The sequence below is a fragment of the Reyranella soli genome, assembly GCF_007992495.1.
Taxonomy (GTDB): Bacteria; Pseudomonadota; Alphaproteobacteria; order Reyranellales; family Reyranellaceae; genus Reyranella; species Reyranella soli.
In genome coordinates, this window is sequence record NZ_BKAJ01000030.1 from 17,252 (window position 1) to 34,406 (window position 17,155).

The following is a 17,155-nucleotide window of genomic DNA, read 5'->3' on the forward strand; positions in this document are numbered from 1 at the left end:
TGTCGCCCATATCCTCAACTCCCTCTGGCAACGGGCACGAACAGGCGAAACGCCATCTGCCCGGTCTGAATCCACGAATGGCCGCGATAGCCGCCCACCACGCCATCGAACGGCGCGACAAGCTCGGCAAGCTCCCGGCCTTCGACGTCGACGATCACCGCCAGACGCTGCCCCTTGCTCACTGCCTGGTGCAGTTCCACGTCCCGCTGCAGCACGCCGGCCGCCGCCGCCATCACGTCGCTGTTCTGCCAGACCTTGGAGAACGACATCGCGGCAGCCCGCACCCGCTTCGGCACCATGCCGAGATATGCCATCACGTCTGCGATCCGTTCGAGATAGTAGTCGACATTCCCAAGATGCAGCTCGCCGCGCCCGCCGACCTCGCCTTCGATCACGGGCACGCCGAGCCTGCCAAGCGCGGGCAGCAGGTAACCTTCCGTTTCCGGCGCGAAGGCAATGAGGTTGGCAAACCCGGCAGCCGCCGCTGCAGCATGGGATCGTCGGCCGGTGTCCGTGTCGGCATCGAGGAACTCGAGATACCAGGCCAGCCGCGTCACTGCGCCGCCGCCGTGCAGCGTGAAGATCAGGTCCATGTGGCGCAGAACGGCTTCAGTGAGCGTGTGTGCGAGGCGCTCGGACACGCCGCCGTCGACCTTGCCTGGAAACACGCGGTTGAGGTCGACATTGTCGATCGCCGTTGGCCGCTGGCCCGCAGCGAATGAGCTCGGATTGGCGACCGGAATCACGATCAGGGTGCCGTCGAGTGCGTCGGGCATCTGTTCCGCGGCCAGCCGCTGCGCCGCGCGAATGCCGTCATACTCGTCGCCATGCACGCCGCCCACGACGGCAAGGCATGGCCGGGGCTTGCGCCCACGCAAGATATGCACCGGAACTTCGATGGGCGGCTGCGCCGGACCGGCGTCGACTCGCAGCACGATGCGGTGACGGCCGGTCTTCAGCCTCTCCAGATCGATCGGCGTCACGGACGGCCTGCTCCCATCAGGCGCCGGTAGGCTGCCGCGTCGGTATCGCCTTCGGTGTTGATGATCAGCACGCGGCTTTGCCGGCCAAGCTCGAGAGCCCGGCAGGCTTCCTCGTTACTCCGAAGCGCCAGCAGGCCCGCCAAGCCGGCCGCGCCGGACGGTCCGGCGACGATGCGGGAATCGCCCTGCCCGCCCGCAGCCATCATGTGCATCGCCTCGACGACCAGATCGTCGCCGATCGCGATCGCCGCGGAAACGCCGGCGCCAACGATCTCGAGGGCGATCGGCGAGGGTTCGCCGCAGGCGAGGCCCGCCATCACGGTCTTCATCTCGCCTTCGATGCGGATGGGCCGGTTGGCCCTGAGGCTTGCCATCAGGCAGGCCGCATCGAGCGGCTCGACGAGGATGTAGCGTGTTGCCGCCAGCGGATAGGGTTCGCTGAGGTCGGCCAGCGCCGCCGCTGCCATGCCGCCGACTCCGCCCTGCAGGAACACGTGGGTCGGCGGCGCCTCACCCGCCATCTGTTCGACGATCTCGCGCGTGAGCACGGTATAGCCCGCCATCACCGAACGCGGAATCTCCTCGTAGCCCGCCCACGACGTGTCGGAGATCACGGTCCAGCCTTCGCGCTCGGCGTCGACGGCGCATTGGCGCACCGCGTCGTCATAGGTACCGACGATCCTGCGGATCGAGGCGCCGTAGTTCGCGATGGCCTGCTCGCGCGCTTCGCTCACGCGCGCATGGAGATAGATGATGCACTGCGCTCCGAAGCGGCGTGCCGCCCAGGCGACGGAACGGCCGTGATTTCCCTCGGTGGCGCAGGCGACGACCAGACTTCCCCGCTTCGACCCGATCTGCTCGCGCACGGCATAGGCGCCGCCCAGCGCCTTGAAGCTACCGAGCCCGAAACGGCTGCCTTCGTCCTTGCACCATAGATGGGCCACCTGCAAACGGCCGGCCAGCCCCGGCAGCGCGCGAAGCGGCGTCGGCGCATAGCCTTCCCATGACATGATCTCGCGCTGCGCGGCGCGCCGGCGCGACGTTGGCAAAATCGCTTCTGCCGTCTCCGCCAGTCTCTTCGCATCGGGATGCAGGCCCGTCAGCAATGCCGACGGTCGGTGTCGCGTGTGCGTCGTCGTTTCCATCGCCGGCAGATTGGGAGCGCATGCCTGCAGGTGGGCGGCGAATTGGCATCGGTTTTGCCGCATTTCAGCAAAAAACACCTTCCCCGCGCGGGAAATGTTCTCCGCCGCTGCCATCGAGCGCGGCGGGACGAAACAGATTGGGGCCGAAGTCCTCCATTTTCGTCATCCCGCGGCGCATCCGCGGGCAAATCCGGCGACGCGGCACGGCAAACGCCGAATACGCGCGCACCGCTTCGCTAGCCTCCGCACGAACACGCGGGAGGTACGCAGCATGCCGATATTCGACGCCAAAGACCTGACCGCAAGCGATGGTTACACCCTTCTGTCGGGAATCGTGGTGCCGCGGCCAATCGCCTGGGTCACATCGATGGACCCGGAGGGCCGGGTCAATGCCGCCCCCTTCAGCTGCTACACCTATGTGAGCAATCGCCCGCCCATGCTCGCCATCAACATGGGTCGCCGCGACGGCAAGCTGAAGGACACCGTGAACAACCTGCGCCGCCGCGGCACCTACGTGGTCAATGTGGTGACCGAGGCGCTGCTCGAGGAGATGCACCAGAGCTCGTTCGATTATCCGCCGGATGTGAGCGAGGCAGAGGTACTCGGCCTGCAGCTGGCGCCGAGCCGGCTGATCGACGTGCCTCGCCTCGCTGACGTGCCCATCGCGCTCGAATGCCGGCTGCGCGAGATCCACGAATTCGGTGAGCAGCACAACGAGCTGGTCATCGGCGAGGTCCTGTCCTTCGTCATCGCGGACGAGTTGTTCAGCGACGGCAAGGTCGACTTCAGGAAATTCCGCCCGCCCGCCCGCATCGGCGGCCCCAACTATTCCCGCCTGGTCGACATCGTGAGCCTGAAGGAAGTCAGCAACAATGAGGTTGCGACCCTGGCGCCCCCAACTGTTTGACCACTGACGTCAACGGTTGAAAGGTGTTTCGTAGATCGAATCCCACGTCGCCTCGACCTTGGCGGCTGCCGAATGACGGCCAGGCTTGGCGACAACGACCCAGATGAAGGTCAACAGGGCAAACACGGTGCCGGCAAGCGGCGCGTCGGCAACGACGGAAATGACGGCGAAGAATGCCAGGAGGCTGCCAATCAGCTGAAACATGGTCCCAGGGTCCCATCCGGGCGAGAGCAGCACTGCCCTCTCCTCATGAAATCCCTGTAAGCCGGCGCCGTATCTTCGCCGTATTGCGAGCCGGAAAAAATGTGTCGTCTGTGTCGCGAGAGGGTGCCTTATCCGTGTGCCGCCAGCGGCTTGCCGTCGTGCTCGACCGGCTTGGCGTCGATCAGCACGAACGCCACGACGCAGGGCGCAGTCGATCGGTTGACCCAGTTGTGGATGGTGCCGCGCTGCACCAGCACGTCGCCGGCGCGCAAGGTGACGACCTGGTTGTCGAGCTCCATGTCGATCTCGCCTGACAGCACCACCGCGTAGTCGATGGAGTCGGTGCGATGGTTGCGCGGCGTCACGCCCGGCGCATACTCGATCACGCGGAAGACCGTGCCGTTGGCGCGGGTCGTGCCGCTGATCTCCTTGGCCGTGTCTTTCAGGCTGTCGTTGTTGACCGGGAATCCCGCCGTCGACCAGATGTTAGCGATGGTCGCCCCCGGCCGGAACGAGACGACGTCGCGCGAGACCTCGTCGATGGCAACGACGGCCTTGCCCTTGTCGTCGTGACTCGTGACCACCCGCCTGATCTTCATGACGTCTCCTGTTTCGGTCCCAGCAGGCCCGCTTCCTTGAGCGCCGCGATGCCCGCGGCATCGTAGCCGATCCCGGCCAGCACGGCGTCATTGTGCTGGCCGACCTCCGGCGGATCCGAGATGAGCGGCGGCCGCCAGCCCAGCATCTGGAACGGCAGCAACGGCAGGCGCGTCTTCACCCCGCCCGACAGGGTGGTCGGCGCAAGCGAGCCGTTGGCCAAGAGGTGGGGATGATCGAACAGGTCCTGCGGCCGCGCCACGGGAGCGAAGGAGATGTCGGCCTCCAGGCATTTCTGCTCGAGCTCGTCCTTGCTGAAGCCCCTGAAAATCTCGGCGACCTTGGGCACCAGCCAGGACCGCGCCTCGATGCGCTGGTTGTTGGTCGCGAGCCTGGCATCGGCGGCGAGCTCGGACTCGCCGAAGAACTCGCAGAAGCGCTTCCACTGGCCGTCGCTGGTGATGCCGATGAAGACCTGCTGGCCGTCATTGGTGTTGAAGATCTCGTAGACCGCCCACGAGCTCACGCGCTCCGGCATAGGCGGCGGCGGCCCGCCGTTCATGGCGGTGACGGCCAGATGCTGGCCCATCAGGAACACCACCGATTCGAAGAGTGCGCTCTCGACCAGCCCGCCCTTGCCGGTGCGGTTGCGCTGCTGCAGCGCCAGCACCGTGCCGAAGGCGCCGAACATGCCGCCCAGGATGTCGACCACCGAGGTGCCGGCGCGCAGCGGCCGCCCCGACGGGCCGGTCATGTAGGCAAGCCCGCCCATCATCTGCACGACCTCGTCGAGCGCCGGGCGCTTTTCATATGGTCCAGGCAGGAAGCCTTTCAGCGCGCAATAGATCAGCCGCGGATTGATCTTCTCCAGATGCTCCGGCCCGAGCCCACGCTTGCTCATCGAGCCCGGCGCGAAGTTCTCGATCAGGACGTCGGCCGACTGCAGCAGCTTCACCAGCACTTCCCTACCCTGCGGCGCGTCGGCGTCGAGCGCGAGACTCTGCTTGTTGCGATTGAAGTAGCCGAAGAAGCCGCCGCCAAAACCTTTCAGCTTGCGCGTGCGGTCACCGTCGACAGGCTCGACCTTGATCACCTCGGCGCCGAGGTCGGCCAGGATCATGCCGCAGGACGGACCGAGGATGGTGTGGGTGAGCTCGACGACACGAATGCCCTTGAGGGGCGGTGTGATGGCGGAAGTCATGTCCTTCCTTACCTCACAATGGCGTCCGGCGCAGGAAAGCGTTCGAGGTAGCGCCGCGCGCGCGGCAAGGCGTCGTGCAGAAACTGCTGCGGTGCGCGCAGCTTTAGGCGGCGGTCGAACTCCTGCGACCGCATTCCGGAAATCAGCACTTCAGACGGCAGTGGCACCAGGGTCGCCTCCCATCCCGGCCAAAGCCAGCGGTTCCGCTTCCAGGCGTGGACGAAGAAGGCTTCACGGCGTGAATAGCCATGGAAATCGAAGACCCAGTCGGTGGTGCCGACAATGATGTGATTGCCCCAGTAGCCAGGAACCGGCCTGATCCAGGTGACCTCGTGCTGAGGCGCGCCGTACCGCTCGAGGAATGCATGCGCCAGGATGTGGCAGGCGCCGCAGGCAAAGAACACTCGATCAGGCAGCGCCCAGCGCGTCACCTGATCCTGGCTGTGATAGCCGGGTGTCCTCGGCTGGTACACGGTCCGCCTCTCAGGCGAACCAGCTCTCGATGTCCTTGGTGAGCGGCAGCCCGGCAGCCTCGCCCAGCACCTGATGGCCCATGCCGGCGCCGACCAGGAAGGCCTCCTGGTGCGGCAGGTTGTTGGCCTTGAGCATCTTACGGATCGCGGGACCGTCGTGGCCCCAGCCCACCGCTTCGACCTTGCCGTCGAAGGCACGGTTGAGGGTCGCCAGGAACTCGGCGCGCTCCTCCTCGGACATGGCCGGCACGGCATCGATGTCGCCCAGCACGAACAGGCGGCCGCGGAATTTCGCGACCAGGGTGGCGATCGAATTGCGCGACTCGACGATGATCTCGCGGTTGGGGCCGCGGCGCACGCGAGCGGCCAGCGACAGAGGGATCACGGCGGCGCCGAGATGGGCGCCGGAATCCATGATCGCCGCGGTCAGTTCCCTGTAGGTGATGCCGAGCCGCTCGGCCCGCTTCACGCGCATCATCGCCACTTCGGGCTTGGGGGTTTTCCAGGCCTTGGCAGTGGCGCGGCGCCACACCCAGGCCTCCCATGACATGTCGAAGGTCGGCCCGTTGTTGTGGCCGATGCCGGGCCTGCGCAGCAGGGCCTCGACATTGGCATGCCGTACCCCTAGACGGTCGAAACGATCACCCATAACGGTATTCTAGCTCCGTTTTCGGGGCTGTGCAGGCAAGAGGAGTGCCAAGTGGACGATTTCCAGGTCGATGTGCTGGTGGTGGGCGCGGGCAACGCGGCAGCCTGTGCAGCCCTTGCGGCACGCGAAACGGGCGCCTCGGTCGCCATGCTCGAGGCCGCTCCCGAAGAGGAACGCGGCGGTAACAGCACCTACACCGCAGGCGCCATGCGCGTGGTTTTCCACGGCGTCGAGGACCTGGTGCAGCTCTACGACCTCACCGAGGATGAGAAGCGCGACGTCGACTTCGGCAAGTACACCGCCGACGAGTATCTCGACGACATGGGCCGCGTGACCAACTACCGCTGCGACCCCGAGCTCACCGACATCCTGATCGGCCGAAGCTTCGAGACGCTCAAGTGGATGCGCACCAAGGGGGTGCGTTTCCAACCGTCCTATGGCCGCCAGGCCTTCAAGGTGAACGGCAAGTACAAGTTCTGGGGCGGGCTCGCGGTCGAGGCGTGGGGCGGCGGCCCGGGCCTGGTCGATCTCGAGCACAAGGCCGCGGTCAAGGCCGGCATCCCCATCCATTACCAGACGGCGGCGGTCTCGCTGATCGAAGAGGACGGCGTCGTGCGCGGCGTCATCGCCCGCCACAAGGGCCGCAAGGTCCGGATCGGCGCCAAGGCCGTGGTGCTGGCCTGCGGCGGCTTCGAGAGCAATGCCGAGATGCGCACGCGCTATCTCGGGCCGACCTGGGACCTCGCCAAGGTGCGCGGCACGCGCTTCAACACCGGCGCCGGCATCAACATGGCGCTGGCGATCGGCGCCAAGGCACACGGCAACTGGTCGGGCGGCCACGCCGTCGGCTGGGACATGAACGCGCCGGAGTTCGGCGACCTCGAGGTCGGCGATAACTTCCAGAAGCACTCCTACCCGCTCGGCATCATGGTCAACGCCAATGGCGTGCGCTTCGTCGACGAGGGTGCGGACTTCCGCAACTACACCTACGCCAAATACGGCGCGGTGATCCTCTCCCAGCCGCAGCAGTTCGCGTGGCAGATCTTCGATTCCAAGGTGCTCGACCGCCTGCGCGACGAGTACCGCATCAAGCGCATGACCAAGGTGCGCGCCGACACGATCGAGGAGCTGGCCAAGAAGCTCGAAGGCGTGAACGAGGAGCAGTTCCTCAAGACCATCAAGGAATGGAACGCCGCGGTCATGACCGAGGTGCCGTTCAATCCGGCGGTCAAGGACGGCCGCTCGACGCGTGGGCTCGCCGTGCCGAAGAGCAACTGGGCCAACACGATCGATGAGCCGCCGTTCGAGGCCTATGCCGTGACCTGCGGCCTCACCTTCACGTTCGGCGGGCTGAAAATCACCAACCAGGGCGAGGTCGAGAGCACCGACGGCCCGCCGATCCCCGGCCTGTTTGCCGCGGGCGAGCTGGTGGGCGGTTTGTTCTATCACAACTACCCCGGCGGCACGGGCCTGGTGTCGGGTGCGGTGCTGGGCAAGCTGGCCGGTGACGGCGCCGGACGGTACGTCAAGGACAGGAACTAGGACGGCGCCTGCCCGATCAGCGGCCCTTCCAGTTCGGCTGCCGCTTCTCGGCGAAGGCGCGCGGCCCTTCCTGGGCGTCCTCGCTGAGATAGACCGGCTCGAAGAGATGGCGGCCAGCGCGCAAGGCAGCCGAGCGGCCCATCTCGGTCGACAGGTAGACCAGCTCGCGGGCGGCGCGCACGGTGAGCGGGGCGTTGCGCACGATGGTTTCAGCCAGCTCCAGCGCGGTCGCCCGCAGCCTGTCGGGCGGGACCACCGCATTGACGTAACCGAGCTCATAGGCGCGTTGCGCACCGAGCGGCCTCGCCGTCAGCAGTAGCTCCATGACGATTCGCTGCGGCAGCATGTGGATGAGCGGCGTCGCCCACGGCACGCCGCGGCCAACCTTGGGCTCGGTGATCGCGAAGGTAGCGTTCTCGCTGGCGACGCACAGGTCGCACATCTGTGCGAACAGCCAGCCGCCGGCATAGGCGACGCCGTTGACCGCGGCGATCACCGGCTTGGTGACGTGGATGTTGTCGCCGAGCACCGGGATAAACTCGCGCGGCGGCGCCTTGAGCCCCGTGGCGGCCGCCTCCATGAGATCCATGCCGGCGCAGAAGGCTTTCTCCCCGCTGCCCGTCAGGATCGCGACTTTCAGGGCGTCGTCCTGCTCGAAGCGCTTCCAGGCGTCGGCAAGGCCGTGCCGGATCCCGGAATTGATGGCGTTGAGCTGGGCGGGACGGTTCAGGGTCACGATCGCGATCGGCCCCTCGATCTCGAACAGCACGTCGGACACGTTTCAGGCTCCCATCGCGAGCACCCGCCATGACGTCCCCGCGCCTCATGTCAGGGAGATGCCCAGCGCACCGATCAGCTCGGCGTAGCGATCGTTCTGCATCTTCATCATCTCGAAGAACTCAGCCGCCGACACGTCGAGCGGCGAGACGCCCCCCTGGCGTAGCTGCGAGATGAACTCCGGATCCCGGATCGCCTTCTGGCCGGCGTTCCGCAACTCGTCGAGATAGCCGGCCGCCGCTTTGACCGGGGCAAGGAGGCCGCAGAAGATCGTCAACGGATTGGGCTCTCCGAACCCGGCTTCGTCCGCCGTCGGCGTATCGGGGAAGGCCTCCTCCCGTCGCAACCCGAAGACGGCCAGCGGCCGCAGCTGTCCCGCCTGCACGCGCGGCGCAGCGGCGAATGGCGTGTCGATGGCGATGTCGACCTCGCCCCCCATCACCGCCATGCTTCCTTCGGGCAGGCTGCGGTACGGCACGTGCGTCAGGTCCACGCCGTAGCGCTTCTTGAACCGCTCCATCTGCAGATGCGAGTAAGTACCAACGCCGTTCGTCGCATAGGTGAGCTTGCCCGGATGGGCTTTGGCGTAGCTGACGAGGTCCTTCAACGTCTTGAACGGATGGTCCTTGCGGACCACCCACACCGCCGACGTCGTGAACAGCGGCGTCACCGGGGCGAAGTCCCTGATCGGGTCGTAGCCGGGATTCTTGTAGACATGGGCGGCGATGAGGAAGGTGTTGCTCACGACCAGCAGCGACAGCTCGGGACCGCCGCGCAGGACGGTCTGCGCGGCAATCAGCCCGCCGGCGCCGGGCTTGTTGCCGACGATGACAGTGCGCTTCAGCAGCGGCGCCACCTTGTTCGCATACATGCGGGCTACGATGTCGTTGAGGCCGCCCGCGCCGAACGGGCCGACGATCGTGAGCAGGTTGTCCTGCTGGGCCCGCAGGTCGCGGGTGACGCCGAGAGCCATGCCGACGGCAGCGCCGATTACGACTTTTCTTCTTTTCACGGTACCTCCCTGAGACCGGCCGACCTCGACCCAACGCATTCCTCCGATCGGGCGGCGGCTTGTTGTTCTTGCCCGGACGATCCAGGCACAGGTTGCCGCTGCGTCAGGCCACCGCTTCGACAGCGTGTCGCGATGGCGCCAGCGCGGCTGGCGCCGCCTCCGCGTCGCCCACGCCGCGCACCGTGCCGCCAATGACGGTCGCGCGGAGCATTCGGCGCACCGCCGGATAGTAGTCCTGCACCGCGTAATGTTGCGTCGCGCGATTGTCCCAGAAGGCGATCGTGTTCGGCTTCCAGCGCAGCCTCACCTGGAATTCCGGCTGCGCGGCCTGGGCGAACAGGTAGTCCATCAGCCTGTTCGCCTCGAGCGCGAAGTCCGCACCGATGCTGCGCTCGCGCTTCTGCGTGTAGTTGCTGAAGTGCGTGGTGAAGCCCTGGTTGACGAACAGGATTTTCTCACCGGTTTCGGAATGAATCGCGACGACGGGATGCTCCTGCCTCGGAAACTCGCGGCCGAGCTGCCGCCGCTTCTCCGGCGAGTAGTCCCCGCCGAACGAGTGCGCGATGTCGTGCATGGCGTACAGGCCCTCGCACATCGCCTTCACGCGGTCGGGCAGCCGCTCGTAGGCAAGCACCATGTTCGACCAGATCGTGTCGCCGCCCACGGGCGGACATTCGACGCAGCGCAGGATCGAAGCCATCGAGGGCCGCTCGCGCCACGTCGTGTCGGCATGGAAGATGTTCTCGTTGGCCGGGCGGTGGCTTCCGCGATCGAGCACGACGAGCTCGGCGTGCTCCGGGTGGCGACGCAGCACGGGATGGACCTCGAGCTCGCCGAAGGAGCGCGCGAAGGCGACCTGCGCCGCGGCCGAAATGTCCTGGTCCCTGAAGAAAATCACCTTGTGCCTCAGCAAGGCCTGCCGGATCGCGGCGATCAACGCCGGATCCGCGGCCGCCGTTTCGAGATCCACGCCGTGAATCTCCGCTCCAAGCGCGGGAGAGACGGGTTCAACGCTCAATGTCCGTGGCATGTCTGCGGTCACCCCTCGTTTCGACAAGCCGAGGATAAATCACCTGACTTAAAAGGAGTCAAGCATGTGTCTTAATTTTCTAAGTCACTTGCCCTAATCCTCTCTGCAAGCTAGCCTTCGGCGGACATGGCAAAATCCGGAACGACAAACCGCGCGTCCGCCCCGGACGCAAAGGCGGCGGCGCGTCATGAGCGTGCGGCCTCCAGCAGTTCCGACGTGCTTCTGCTGACGGCCGAGCGGCTATATGCCGAGCGCGGGCTGGACGGCGTCTCCCTGCGGGAGATCGCCCGGGAGGCGGAGCAGAAGAACAACTCCGCCCTGCACTATCACTTCGGATCGAAGGAAGCCCTGCTCGACGCCATCGTCCGGCTCCGCATGCGCGAAGTGGATACGCTGCGCAACGACTACCTCGACGAGTGCGAGGCGCAGGGGCGTACCGACCTGCGCGCCATCGTGGAGGCGCTGGTGAGGCCGCTGGCGCACGGCCTGCTCTCGGCGCGGCCGAACCACTACAACCGCTTTCTCGCCGCCGCCCAGATACACCCCGACATCGACCTGACGGCACACGCCAGCGAGGGGGCGCAAAGAGGGTTCCGCCGAGTCTACGCCAAGCTCGAGCGGGCACTGCCGCAAATGCCGCCGGCTGTGCTGCGCCAGCGCTATCTCACCGGCATCGCGCTGATCACCTTCAGCCTGGCGGATTTCGAACGCATCAAGGCCCGCAAGGTCCGGGAAAGCCGCGGCTTCGACATGTCACGCGCGATCGAGAACCTGATCGACATGATCGCAGGGGCGCTCGCCGCGCCCGTCTCGAAGCAGGTGCGGGCCCGCCTGAACGCCGCCGGGGTGGCTTCCCGCTAGGCACGGACTCTCCAGAAGCATCGTCCGCATGCCATTGGCCTTGGGGCTGCGGGAGGTGCTATTGGGCGATATGATCCGTCGCCAACCTGGCATTGCAAGCTACAGCCGTCCGGAGGAAACGATGAAGACCCTAACGCGCCGCAGCACCGTGGGCCTTGGCGCTACGGCCTTGCTACTCCCCGGCTTGGCGCGCGCCCAGGCCACCTGGCCCAATGGGCCCGTCACCTTCGTGGTCGGCTATGCCGCGGGCGGCGGTGCCGACATCAACGCGCGCGAGCTCGCCAACATCGAATCGCCGATGATCGGCCAGCAGATCGTGGTCGACAACAAGGGCGGCGCCGCCGGCAGCGTCGGGGCGCGCGTCGTCGCCGCCGCCAAGCCCGACGGCCAGACGCTATTCTATGCCGTGGGCACCAACGTCATCATCAATCCGTGGGTGCAGAAGGGCATGATCGACACCCTCGCCACCCTGGCGCCGATCTGCCAGACCACGGATTATCAGTACGTGCTGGTGGTGAACCCCAAGGTGCCGGTCAAGACCGCCGCCGAGCTGGTGGCGCTGGCCAAGAAGGATCCGGAAAAGCTCACTTACTCGTCGTCGGGGGTCGGCGGCAACAATCACCTCGCGGGCGCGCTGTTCGCCGACGCGGCCGGCATCAAGATCACGCACGTGCCCTACAAGGGCACCGGCCCGGCGCTGGCCGACGTGATCAGCGGTGTCATCACCATGAACTTCTCCTCGCTGCCGCCGGCCGTCGGCCAGGTCAAGGGCGGCAACCTCAAGGCGCTGGCGGTGACCGGCGAGAAGCGCATCAAGTCGATGCCCGACGTGCCGACGCTCAAGGAACAGGGCATCGACGTGGTGGTGAACGGCTGGCACGGCCTGTTCGCGCCCGGCAAGACGCCCGACGCGATCCTCGACAAGATCGCCGCCGACACCAAGGCCGCGATGAAAGACCCGCGCTGGGACCAGGCGCTCGCCAAGGACGGCCTGGAGATGCCGCCCGACCGCACGCGCGCCCAGTTCGCCAAGTTCGTCGCCGACGAGCACAAGTTCTGGGGCGCGAAGCTCAAGGAGCTCAAGGTCGAGATGGAGTGAGCGGCGGATTGATGAGGTCCGCTTTCCGCCAGCACGCACGAGGGCGCATGGGCTAAGCAGAGCCCATGACCAACAAACACTACGGCGTTGTCAGTTCCACAGATCAGGCCAAGCTGGGCGGACTCGAATTCGTCCAGGGGCTGGTGAGCGGTGCGCTGCCGCTGAACAGCATGGCCCGCACGCTGGGCTACGACATCGTCGAAGCCTCTCCCGGCAGGGTCGTTGTCGCCGCCACACCGACCGACGCGCTGCTCAACCCCGCGGGCACCGTACATGGCGGCTTCGCGGCGACGCTGCTCGACAGCTGCATGGGCCTCGCCGTCTGGTCGGCCACCGAAAAGGGCTCCGGATCGACGACGCTCGAATTCAAGATCTCCTTCGTGCGGCCGATCACGCCTGACACCGGCCCCGTGCGGGCCGAGGGCAGCGTGCTGACGTTGGGCCGCCGCGTCGGCACGGCCGAAGGACGGCTGACCGACGCCGCTGGCCGGCTGCTGGTGCACGCGACGACGACCTGCCTGATATTCGAGCGTTAGGCTTTACAGGACAGCACGCCGTACGAGCGTCGGCCCGCGATCGGCTCGCTGCTCACGGCGCCGTTCCTGGTCGCGTCGTTCCAGGCATGGAACAACGGGCTGTCGAGCGATCGCGAATCGAAGAACACGCAGGCGTTCTTCGCGCCCAAGACCTTGGCGATCCAAGCGTCGAGGTCGGCCTTCGTCCAGATGAGGCTGCGCGGCGAGGTGATGCCCGACACCGAGCGGAAGCCGCCGAAGAAGTAGAGCAGCTCGGGATCGTTCATCGGATCGTCGGGCGTGGGCAGCACCAGCTCGACGGGACGACCCTTCAGCTTGTCGTGCAGCAGCCCTGCGAGCTCGTCCAGGTCGGCGAAGGACGGCATGTTGCGGAACGCCGCCTGGTAGCGCGGGATCGGCGAGTAGCGCGCAGCGGCATCGATTGGCTGGCTGTCGGCGGCATTGAGCGCGCGATAAATCTCGCGCGCCGCCAGGGAGTCCTTCCAGGCAGTACCGGCGGCCTCGGCGTGACGGACGAGATCCGATCGGCCGGCGATCGCGGCTTCGGCGATCAGCGCCACCGACACCAGCAGCAGCAGCAGGCCGCGCCCGAGGCCCGGCCGCAGGCAGCGCCAGGCGAAGACCGGCAGCGCCAGCAGGAACAACGGGAGGAGAAAGGACGGTCCCGCGAGATGCGAGAGGTCGGAACGCAGCAAGGCGAAGAGATGCAGCACATAGGCGCCAACGGCGACGCCGGCGAACTTCCAGACGAACTGCCGTTGTTCCCCGTTCGCCGTCCGCCAGGAGCGGCCGAGATAGCCGGCCAGCAGGCCGATCACGACCATGAGCAGGATGGCAAAGCCGTAGACCTGCAGCACTGGGCGCATGGCACCGTGGGTCTTGAGCGACTCCACCCACCAGCCGTTCACGATCTCGAGGGTCATGGTCAGTCCGATATTGTCCGACCATACGGAGTTGGACACGCCCGCCATCACCAGGGCCGACTGCGCGCTCGCCCGATGCAGGACGTCGAGCGTGTGGCCGATGCCGATCGTACCGGTGATCAGCAGCACGAAGACGACCGCACCGCTTGCGACGAACAGCCCGGCAAACCGCGCCAGGCTCGCCAGGGACTGGCCGCACACCGGCCCATAGAGGGCGAGCGAGAAGATCAGCACCAGCAAGCCACCGGAGAGATTCTCCTGGCTCATGAAGCCGCCGGCGCCCCAGATCACGCCGGCAGCCACCGGCGCGATCGACGAGACGGCGCCCGGTCCCGCGGCCAGCAGCCAGCGCGCCAGCAGCAGCGCCAGGATCGGCACGGCGAGCCAGCGCGTCAGGATCGCCCAGCCGGCGAGGTCCAGGACAGCGGCGGGGCTCGGCCACAACACCCAGCCCAACAGGCCGGCCAGGGCCCAGCCCAGTCCCAGGACCTGCTGCACGACGACGAAGAAGGCAACGATACAGATGACATCGATCAGCAGGACGCCGGCATAGAAGCCGTGATTGCTGAAGCCGAACGCCTTGGTGAGGACGTACGCCACGAGCTGGTTGCCAAGCCCGTATTGCGTCTGGGCCTCGACATAGGGTGTCGCGCCGAGGCGGATCTGCTCCAAGGCGCCGAGATGCACCAGCGAGTGGTACTCGTAAAACTTCGCCAGCGTCACCTCGCCGGCCGGCACGACCTCGCGCAAGGCTTCTACGCCCAGCCAGCCATAGGCCAACACGGCCACGACGACGGCGCCGGCGAGCCGCGCCAGCCACCAACGGCGCGGCAGCGTCGCCGCCTCGCGCCATCCATAGGCCGGGGCGAAGAACAGGCCCACCATCGCCCGGTGGAACAGGACGAAGGCGACGATGACCAGATAGGCGAAGACCATCTGGCGCTTGTCGAGCAGTCCCCACACCACGACCACGTCGTCGCGCTTGATGCCCGTCTCGGTCAGCGCCAGCCAGGCGTAGCCGCCGGCGGCGCCGAGGATGCCCGCACAATAGAGCAGCACGGCGAAGAGGCTGGGCGTGCCGCCGGTTCGGATCGTGAGCCCGATGCCGCCAGCGAAATGGCCGATCGCCTCGTCGAGGCGCAACGGCCCGGCCCGTGCAACGGCATGGATGACGATCAGCGCCGCGATCGTCGTCGGCGCCGCCAGAAGGATGAACGTCGCCCTTGCCGGAAAGATCGCCGCCTCGACGATCAGCAGGGCCGCCGCAACGAGCGCTACGAGGCCACACAGGTAGAGGTTGCTCGCCGGCCCCTGCAGGGCCCATTGCAGGCGCCGCGAGATCCCTGGCGGCACTATCGCGCCCTTCCCAGGACGGACGAGCGGCCCCAGATCAGCCGGTTCGACACCACGAACCGCCAGATGACGTCGATGACCAGGCCGGTCGTGGCAGCGATGAAGGTATGGCCGTGCAGCTGCAGATAAGCGATCTGGGCGGTGCTGACGTTGGCCACGATGCCGATCGAGGCGATCAGGCTGTAGAGCAGCAGTCCCTTGTAGAAGGTGGCGCCGCGCAGCCGGTCGTCCGAATAGGTCAGGACGTTGTTGATCGTGAAGTTGAAGACCATCGCCACCACCGTGGCGATCGCCTGGGACAGCCAGAACACGGCGCCGAGGTCCATGCTGGCGTAGAGGATGGTGAAGTGGAAGATCGAGCCGATCAGCCCGACCCCGACGAAGCTGATCAGCCGCGGCGGCAGCATGCCGCGAGACAGCTTGGAGGCGATGTCGCAGGCCAGCAGCCACAGCACGTAGAGATCGAGCTTCGATTCGCCATGCTGGCGGCGCTGGAACTCGAAGGGCAGCTCGCGGATCGTCACATGCCGGTTGTGATAGACCAGGTCGAAGAACACCTTGAAGCCGTCGGCCTGCATCTGCGGGATGGAGTCCAGGAACAGCCGGCGCGAGGTGGCGAAGAAACCCGTAAGGGGATCGCTGAGCGTCGTGCCGAGGAAACGATTCGTCAGCCGGTTGCCCCAGTCCGAAAGACGACGACGACGCTGCGACAGGCCCTTTTCGGCGCCACCTTCGAGGAAGCGCGAGCCCGAGACGATGTCGTGCCCGGCCTGCAGGGCCTCGAGCATCTTGGGGATCAGCGCGGGCTCGTGCTGCAGGTCGCCGTCCATGACGACGATCACCTCGCCGTGGGCGGCCTGCACCCCCCAGTGCACCGCCGAGGCGAGGCCGCGCTCCTGGACGCGCTGGATGCACCTGACATTGTCGTGTTGCCGAGCCAGCGCGCGCACCGCATCGGCCGTGCCGTCGGGCGAATCGTCGTCGACGACCACGAGCTCCCAGGCGCGGCCGGCCAGCGCCTGCGCCAGGCCGTCGTAGGTCATCGCGATGTTGCCCGCCTCGTTATAGGTCGGCACGACGACCGAGATCTGCGGCACCGTCATGGCCGGGCGACCGCAACCAGAAGGTTGCCACAACCAAGGTGACCGACGCTGCGCTCGACGGCGTCGAGCCATTGCGCCGGACCTCGGCCGAACACAGCGGCGAAAGGCGCGAGGCCGACGGCCGTGCCGACCTCGACCTTGGCGTAGCCGGCCTGAGCAAGATCCGCGGCGAGCCGCCCTCGCCAATACTTGTTGATGTGCTGCTGCTCGTAGCTGACGCGCGAGACGCGGTTCACGCCCCATTCGATCAATGGCCACAGCGAGCGATAGTTGGGGGTCGTCACGACCAGGCGTCCTTGCGGCGACAGCAGCCCGCGCGCCTCGGCCAGCAGACGGCGGGCATCGGCCGGCGGCAGATGCTCCAAAAGCTCGATCATGGTGATGGCGTCGAAGCGCTCACCGAGGCTGGCGAGCATTTGGGTCGAGAAACGATGCTCGGCCGTCCCGTACCGCCGGTTCGCGTAGTCGATCTGCGAGGCGCTGAAGTCGATGCCCAGGCACTCGACGCCGCCGAGGTAGTTGCCGATGAAGGTGCCGGGCCCGCAGCCGACATCCAGGACCTTGCCGACCCCGTCCAGGCGCTTGGCGACCGCGCGGAACTTCAGGTCGTGCCAGAAGAACCGTACGCCCGCCTTGCACTGATGGATCTCGTCATAAAAGCCCGCCGGGATGTCTCTGTCGTAGTCGTAACCAGGAGTCGCCATCGCCTCTTCTCGGGCCATGGCGATCATTCTACACGGATTCGCGCGTGAGCGCTCAT

At 66.6% G+C, this 17,155-nt stretch carries 18 protein-coding genes; 5 read left to right on the forward strand and 13 right to left on the reverse strand.

Features of this window, described 5'->3' with window-relative positions:
• Positions 1-14: 14 nt before the first annotated feature.
• Positions 15-983: a succinylglutamate desuccinylase/aspartoacylase family protein gene (locus RSO01_RS07375; protein WP_308933084.1), complete on the reverse strand. Its 969-nt coding sequence runs from the start codon at positions 981-983 to the stop codon at positions 15-17.
• On the reverse strand, positions 980-1,993 hold the full coding sequence (locus RSO01_RS07380) for a diaminopropionate ammonia-lyase (RefSeq protein ID WP_170302905.1): 1,014 nt from the start codon (positions 1,991-1,993) through the stop codon (positions 980-982). Before RSO01_RS07380 ends, RSO01_RS07375 begins: the two co-directional genes overlap by 4 nt.
• On the opposite strand from RSO01_RS07380, the gene RSO01_RS48895 reads away from it, so the two are divergent.
• Entirely contained in the window at positions 1,992-3,035 is a 1,044-nt protein-coding gene (locus tag RSO01_RS48895; protein WP_246158167.1) for a flavin reductase family protein, read from the forward strand. The genes RSO01_RS07380 and RSO01_RS48895 overlap by 2 nt on opposite strands.
• Before the next feature lie 9 nt (positions 3,036-3,044).
• Here the strand turns inward: RSO01_RS48895 and RSO01_RS07390 are convergent, their stop codons facing one another.
• The 5 genes from RSO01_RS07390 to RSO01_RS07410 form a co-directional block, all read right to left on the reverse strand.
• Positions 3,045-3,239 carry a hypothetical protein gene (locus tag RSO01_RS07390; protein ID WP_147147727.1) on the reverse strand — a complete coding sequence of 65 codons (195 nt, stop codon included), beginning with the start codon at positions 3,237-3,239 and terminating at the stop codon, positions 3,045-3,047.
• A gap of 128 nt (positions 3,240-3,367) precedes the next feature.
• Positions 3,368-3,838 carry a cupin domain-containing protein gene (locus RSO01_RS07395; protein WP_147147729.1) on the reverse strand — a complete coding sequence of 157 codons (471 nt, stop codon included), beginning with the start codon at positions 3,836-3,838 and terminating at the stop codon, positions 3,368-3,370.
• Complete coding sequence (locus tag RSO01_RS07400) at positions 3,835-5,037, reverse strand: CaiB/BaiF CoA transferase family protein (RefSeq protein ID WP_147147732.1); 1,203 nt, start codon at positions 5,035-5,037, stop codon at positions 3,835-3,837. Before RSO01_RS07400 ends, RSO01_RS07395 begins: the two co-directional genes overlap by 4 nt.
• 8 nt (positions 5,038-5,045) lie before the next feature.
• Positions 5,046-5,510, reverse strand: coding sequence for a hypothetical protein (locus RSO01_RS07405; RefSeq protein WP_147147734.1), 465 nt, complete (start codon positions 5,508-5,510; stop codon positions 5,046-5,048).
• Between the two features lie 10 nt (positions 5,511-5,520).
• Entirely contained in the window at positions 5,521-6,159 is a 639-nt protein-coding gene (locus RSO01_RS07410) for a hypothetical protein (RefSeq protein WP_147147736.1), read from the reverse strand.
• Between the two features lie 51 nt (positions 6,160-6,210).
• Here RSO01_RS07410 and tcuA point away from each other — a divergent pair, with 51 nt between their 5' ends.
• Positions 6,211-7,701: an FAD-dependent tricarballylate dehydrogenase TcuA gene (tcuA, locus tag RSO01_RS07415; protein ID WP_147147738.1), complete on the forward strand. Its 1,491-nt coding sequence runs from the start codon at positions 6,211-6,213 to the stop codon at positions 7,699-7,701.
• Positions 7,702-7,717: 16 nt separating this feature from the next.
• On the opposite strand, the gene RSO01_RS07420 is transcribed toward tcuA, so the two are convergent.
• The 3 genes from RSO01_RS07420 to RSO01_RS07430 form a co-directional block, all read right to left on the reverse strand.
• Positions 7,718-8,479, reverse strand: a complete 762-nt coding sequence (locus tag RSO01_RS07420; protein ID WP_147147740.1) for an enoyl-CoA hydratase-related protein — start codon at positions 8,477-8,479, stop codon at positions 7,718-7,720.
• Positions 8,480-8,524: 45 nt separating this feature from the next.
• Positions 8,525-9,490: a Bug family tripartite tricarboxylate transporter substrate binding protein gene (locus tag RSO01_RS07425; RefSeq protein WP_170302906.1), complete on the reverse strand. Its 966-nt coding sequence runs from the start codon at positions 9,488-9,490 to the stop codon at positions 8,525-8,527.
• A gap of 103 nt (positions 9,491-9,593) precedes the next feature.
• Complete coding sequence (locus tag RSO01_RS07430; RefSeq protein ID WP_147147744.1) at positions 9,594-10,520, reverse strand: TauD/TfdA dioxygenase family protein; 927 nt, start codon at positions 10,518-10,520, stop codon at positions 9,594-9,596.
• 126 nt (positions 10,521-10,646) lie between these two features.
• Between RSO01_RS07430 and RSO01_RS07435 the strand changes: the two genes are divergently transcribed.
• The 3 genes from RSO01_RS07435 (at position 10,647) to RSO01_RS07445 (ending at position 13,016) form a co-directional block, all read left to right on the forward strand.
• Complete coding sequence (locus RSO01_RS07435; RefSeq protein ID WP_147147746.1) at positions 10,647-11,381, forward strand: TetR/AcrR family transcriptional regulator; 735 nt, start codon at positions 10,647-10,649, stop codon at positions 11,379-11,381.
• 121 nt (positions 11,382-11,502) lie between these two features.
• Positions 11,503-12,480, forward strand: coding sequence for a Bug family tripartite tricarboxylate transporter substrate binding protein (locus RSO01_RS07440; RefSeq protein ID WP_170302907.1), 978 nt, complete (start codon positions 11,503-11,505; stop codon positions 12,478-12,480).
• A 65-nt stretch (positions 12,481-12,545) separates the two neighbouring features.
• Positions 12,546-13,016: a PaaI family thioesterase gene (locus tag RSO01_RS07445; RefSeq protein ID WP_147147750.1), complete on the forward strand. Its 471-nt coding sequence runs from the start codon at positions 12,546-12,548 to the stop codon at positions 13,014-13,016.
• Here RSO01_RS07445 and RSO01_RS07450 read toward each other — a convergent pair.
• From RSO01_RS07450 to RSO01_RS07460, 3 genes are read right to left on the reverse strand one after another with little or no spacing between them, the layout of a single operon-like run.
• Positions 13,013-15,292 (reverse strand): hypothetical protein, encoded by a 2,280-nt coding sequence (locus RSO01_RS07450; RefSeq protein ID WP_147147752.1) that lies wholly within the window; start codon positions 15,290-15,292, stop codon positions 13,013-13,015. The genes RSO01_RS07445 and RSO01_RS07450 overlap by 4 nt on opposite strands.
• Positions 15,292-16,395 carry a glycosyltransferase gene (locus tag RSO01_RS07455; RefSeq protein ID WP_170302908.1) on the reverse strand — a complete coding sequence of 368 codons (1,104 nt, stop codon included), beginning with the start codon at positions 16,393-16,395 and terminating at the stop codon, positions 15,292-15,294. Before RSO01_RS07455 ends, RSO01_RS07450 begins: the two co-directional genes overlap by 1 nt.
• Positions 16,392-17,117 (reverse strand): class I SAM-dependent methyltransferase, encoded by a 726-nt coding sequence (locus tag RSO01_RS07460; RefSeq protein ID WP_170302909.1) that lies wholly within the window; start codon positions 17,115-17,117, stop codon positions 16,392-16,394. The genes RSO01_RS07455 and RSO01_RS07460 overlap by 4 nt, the downstream gene beginning before the upstream one ends.
• Positions 17,118-17,155 lie beyond the last annotated feature (38 nt).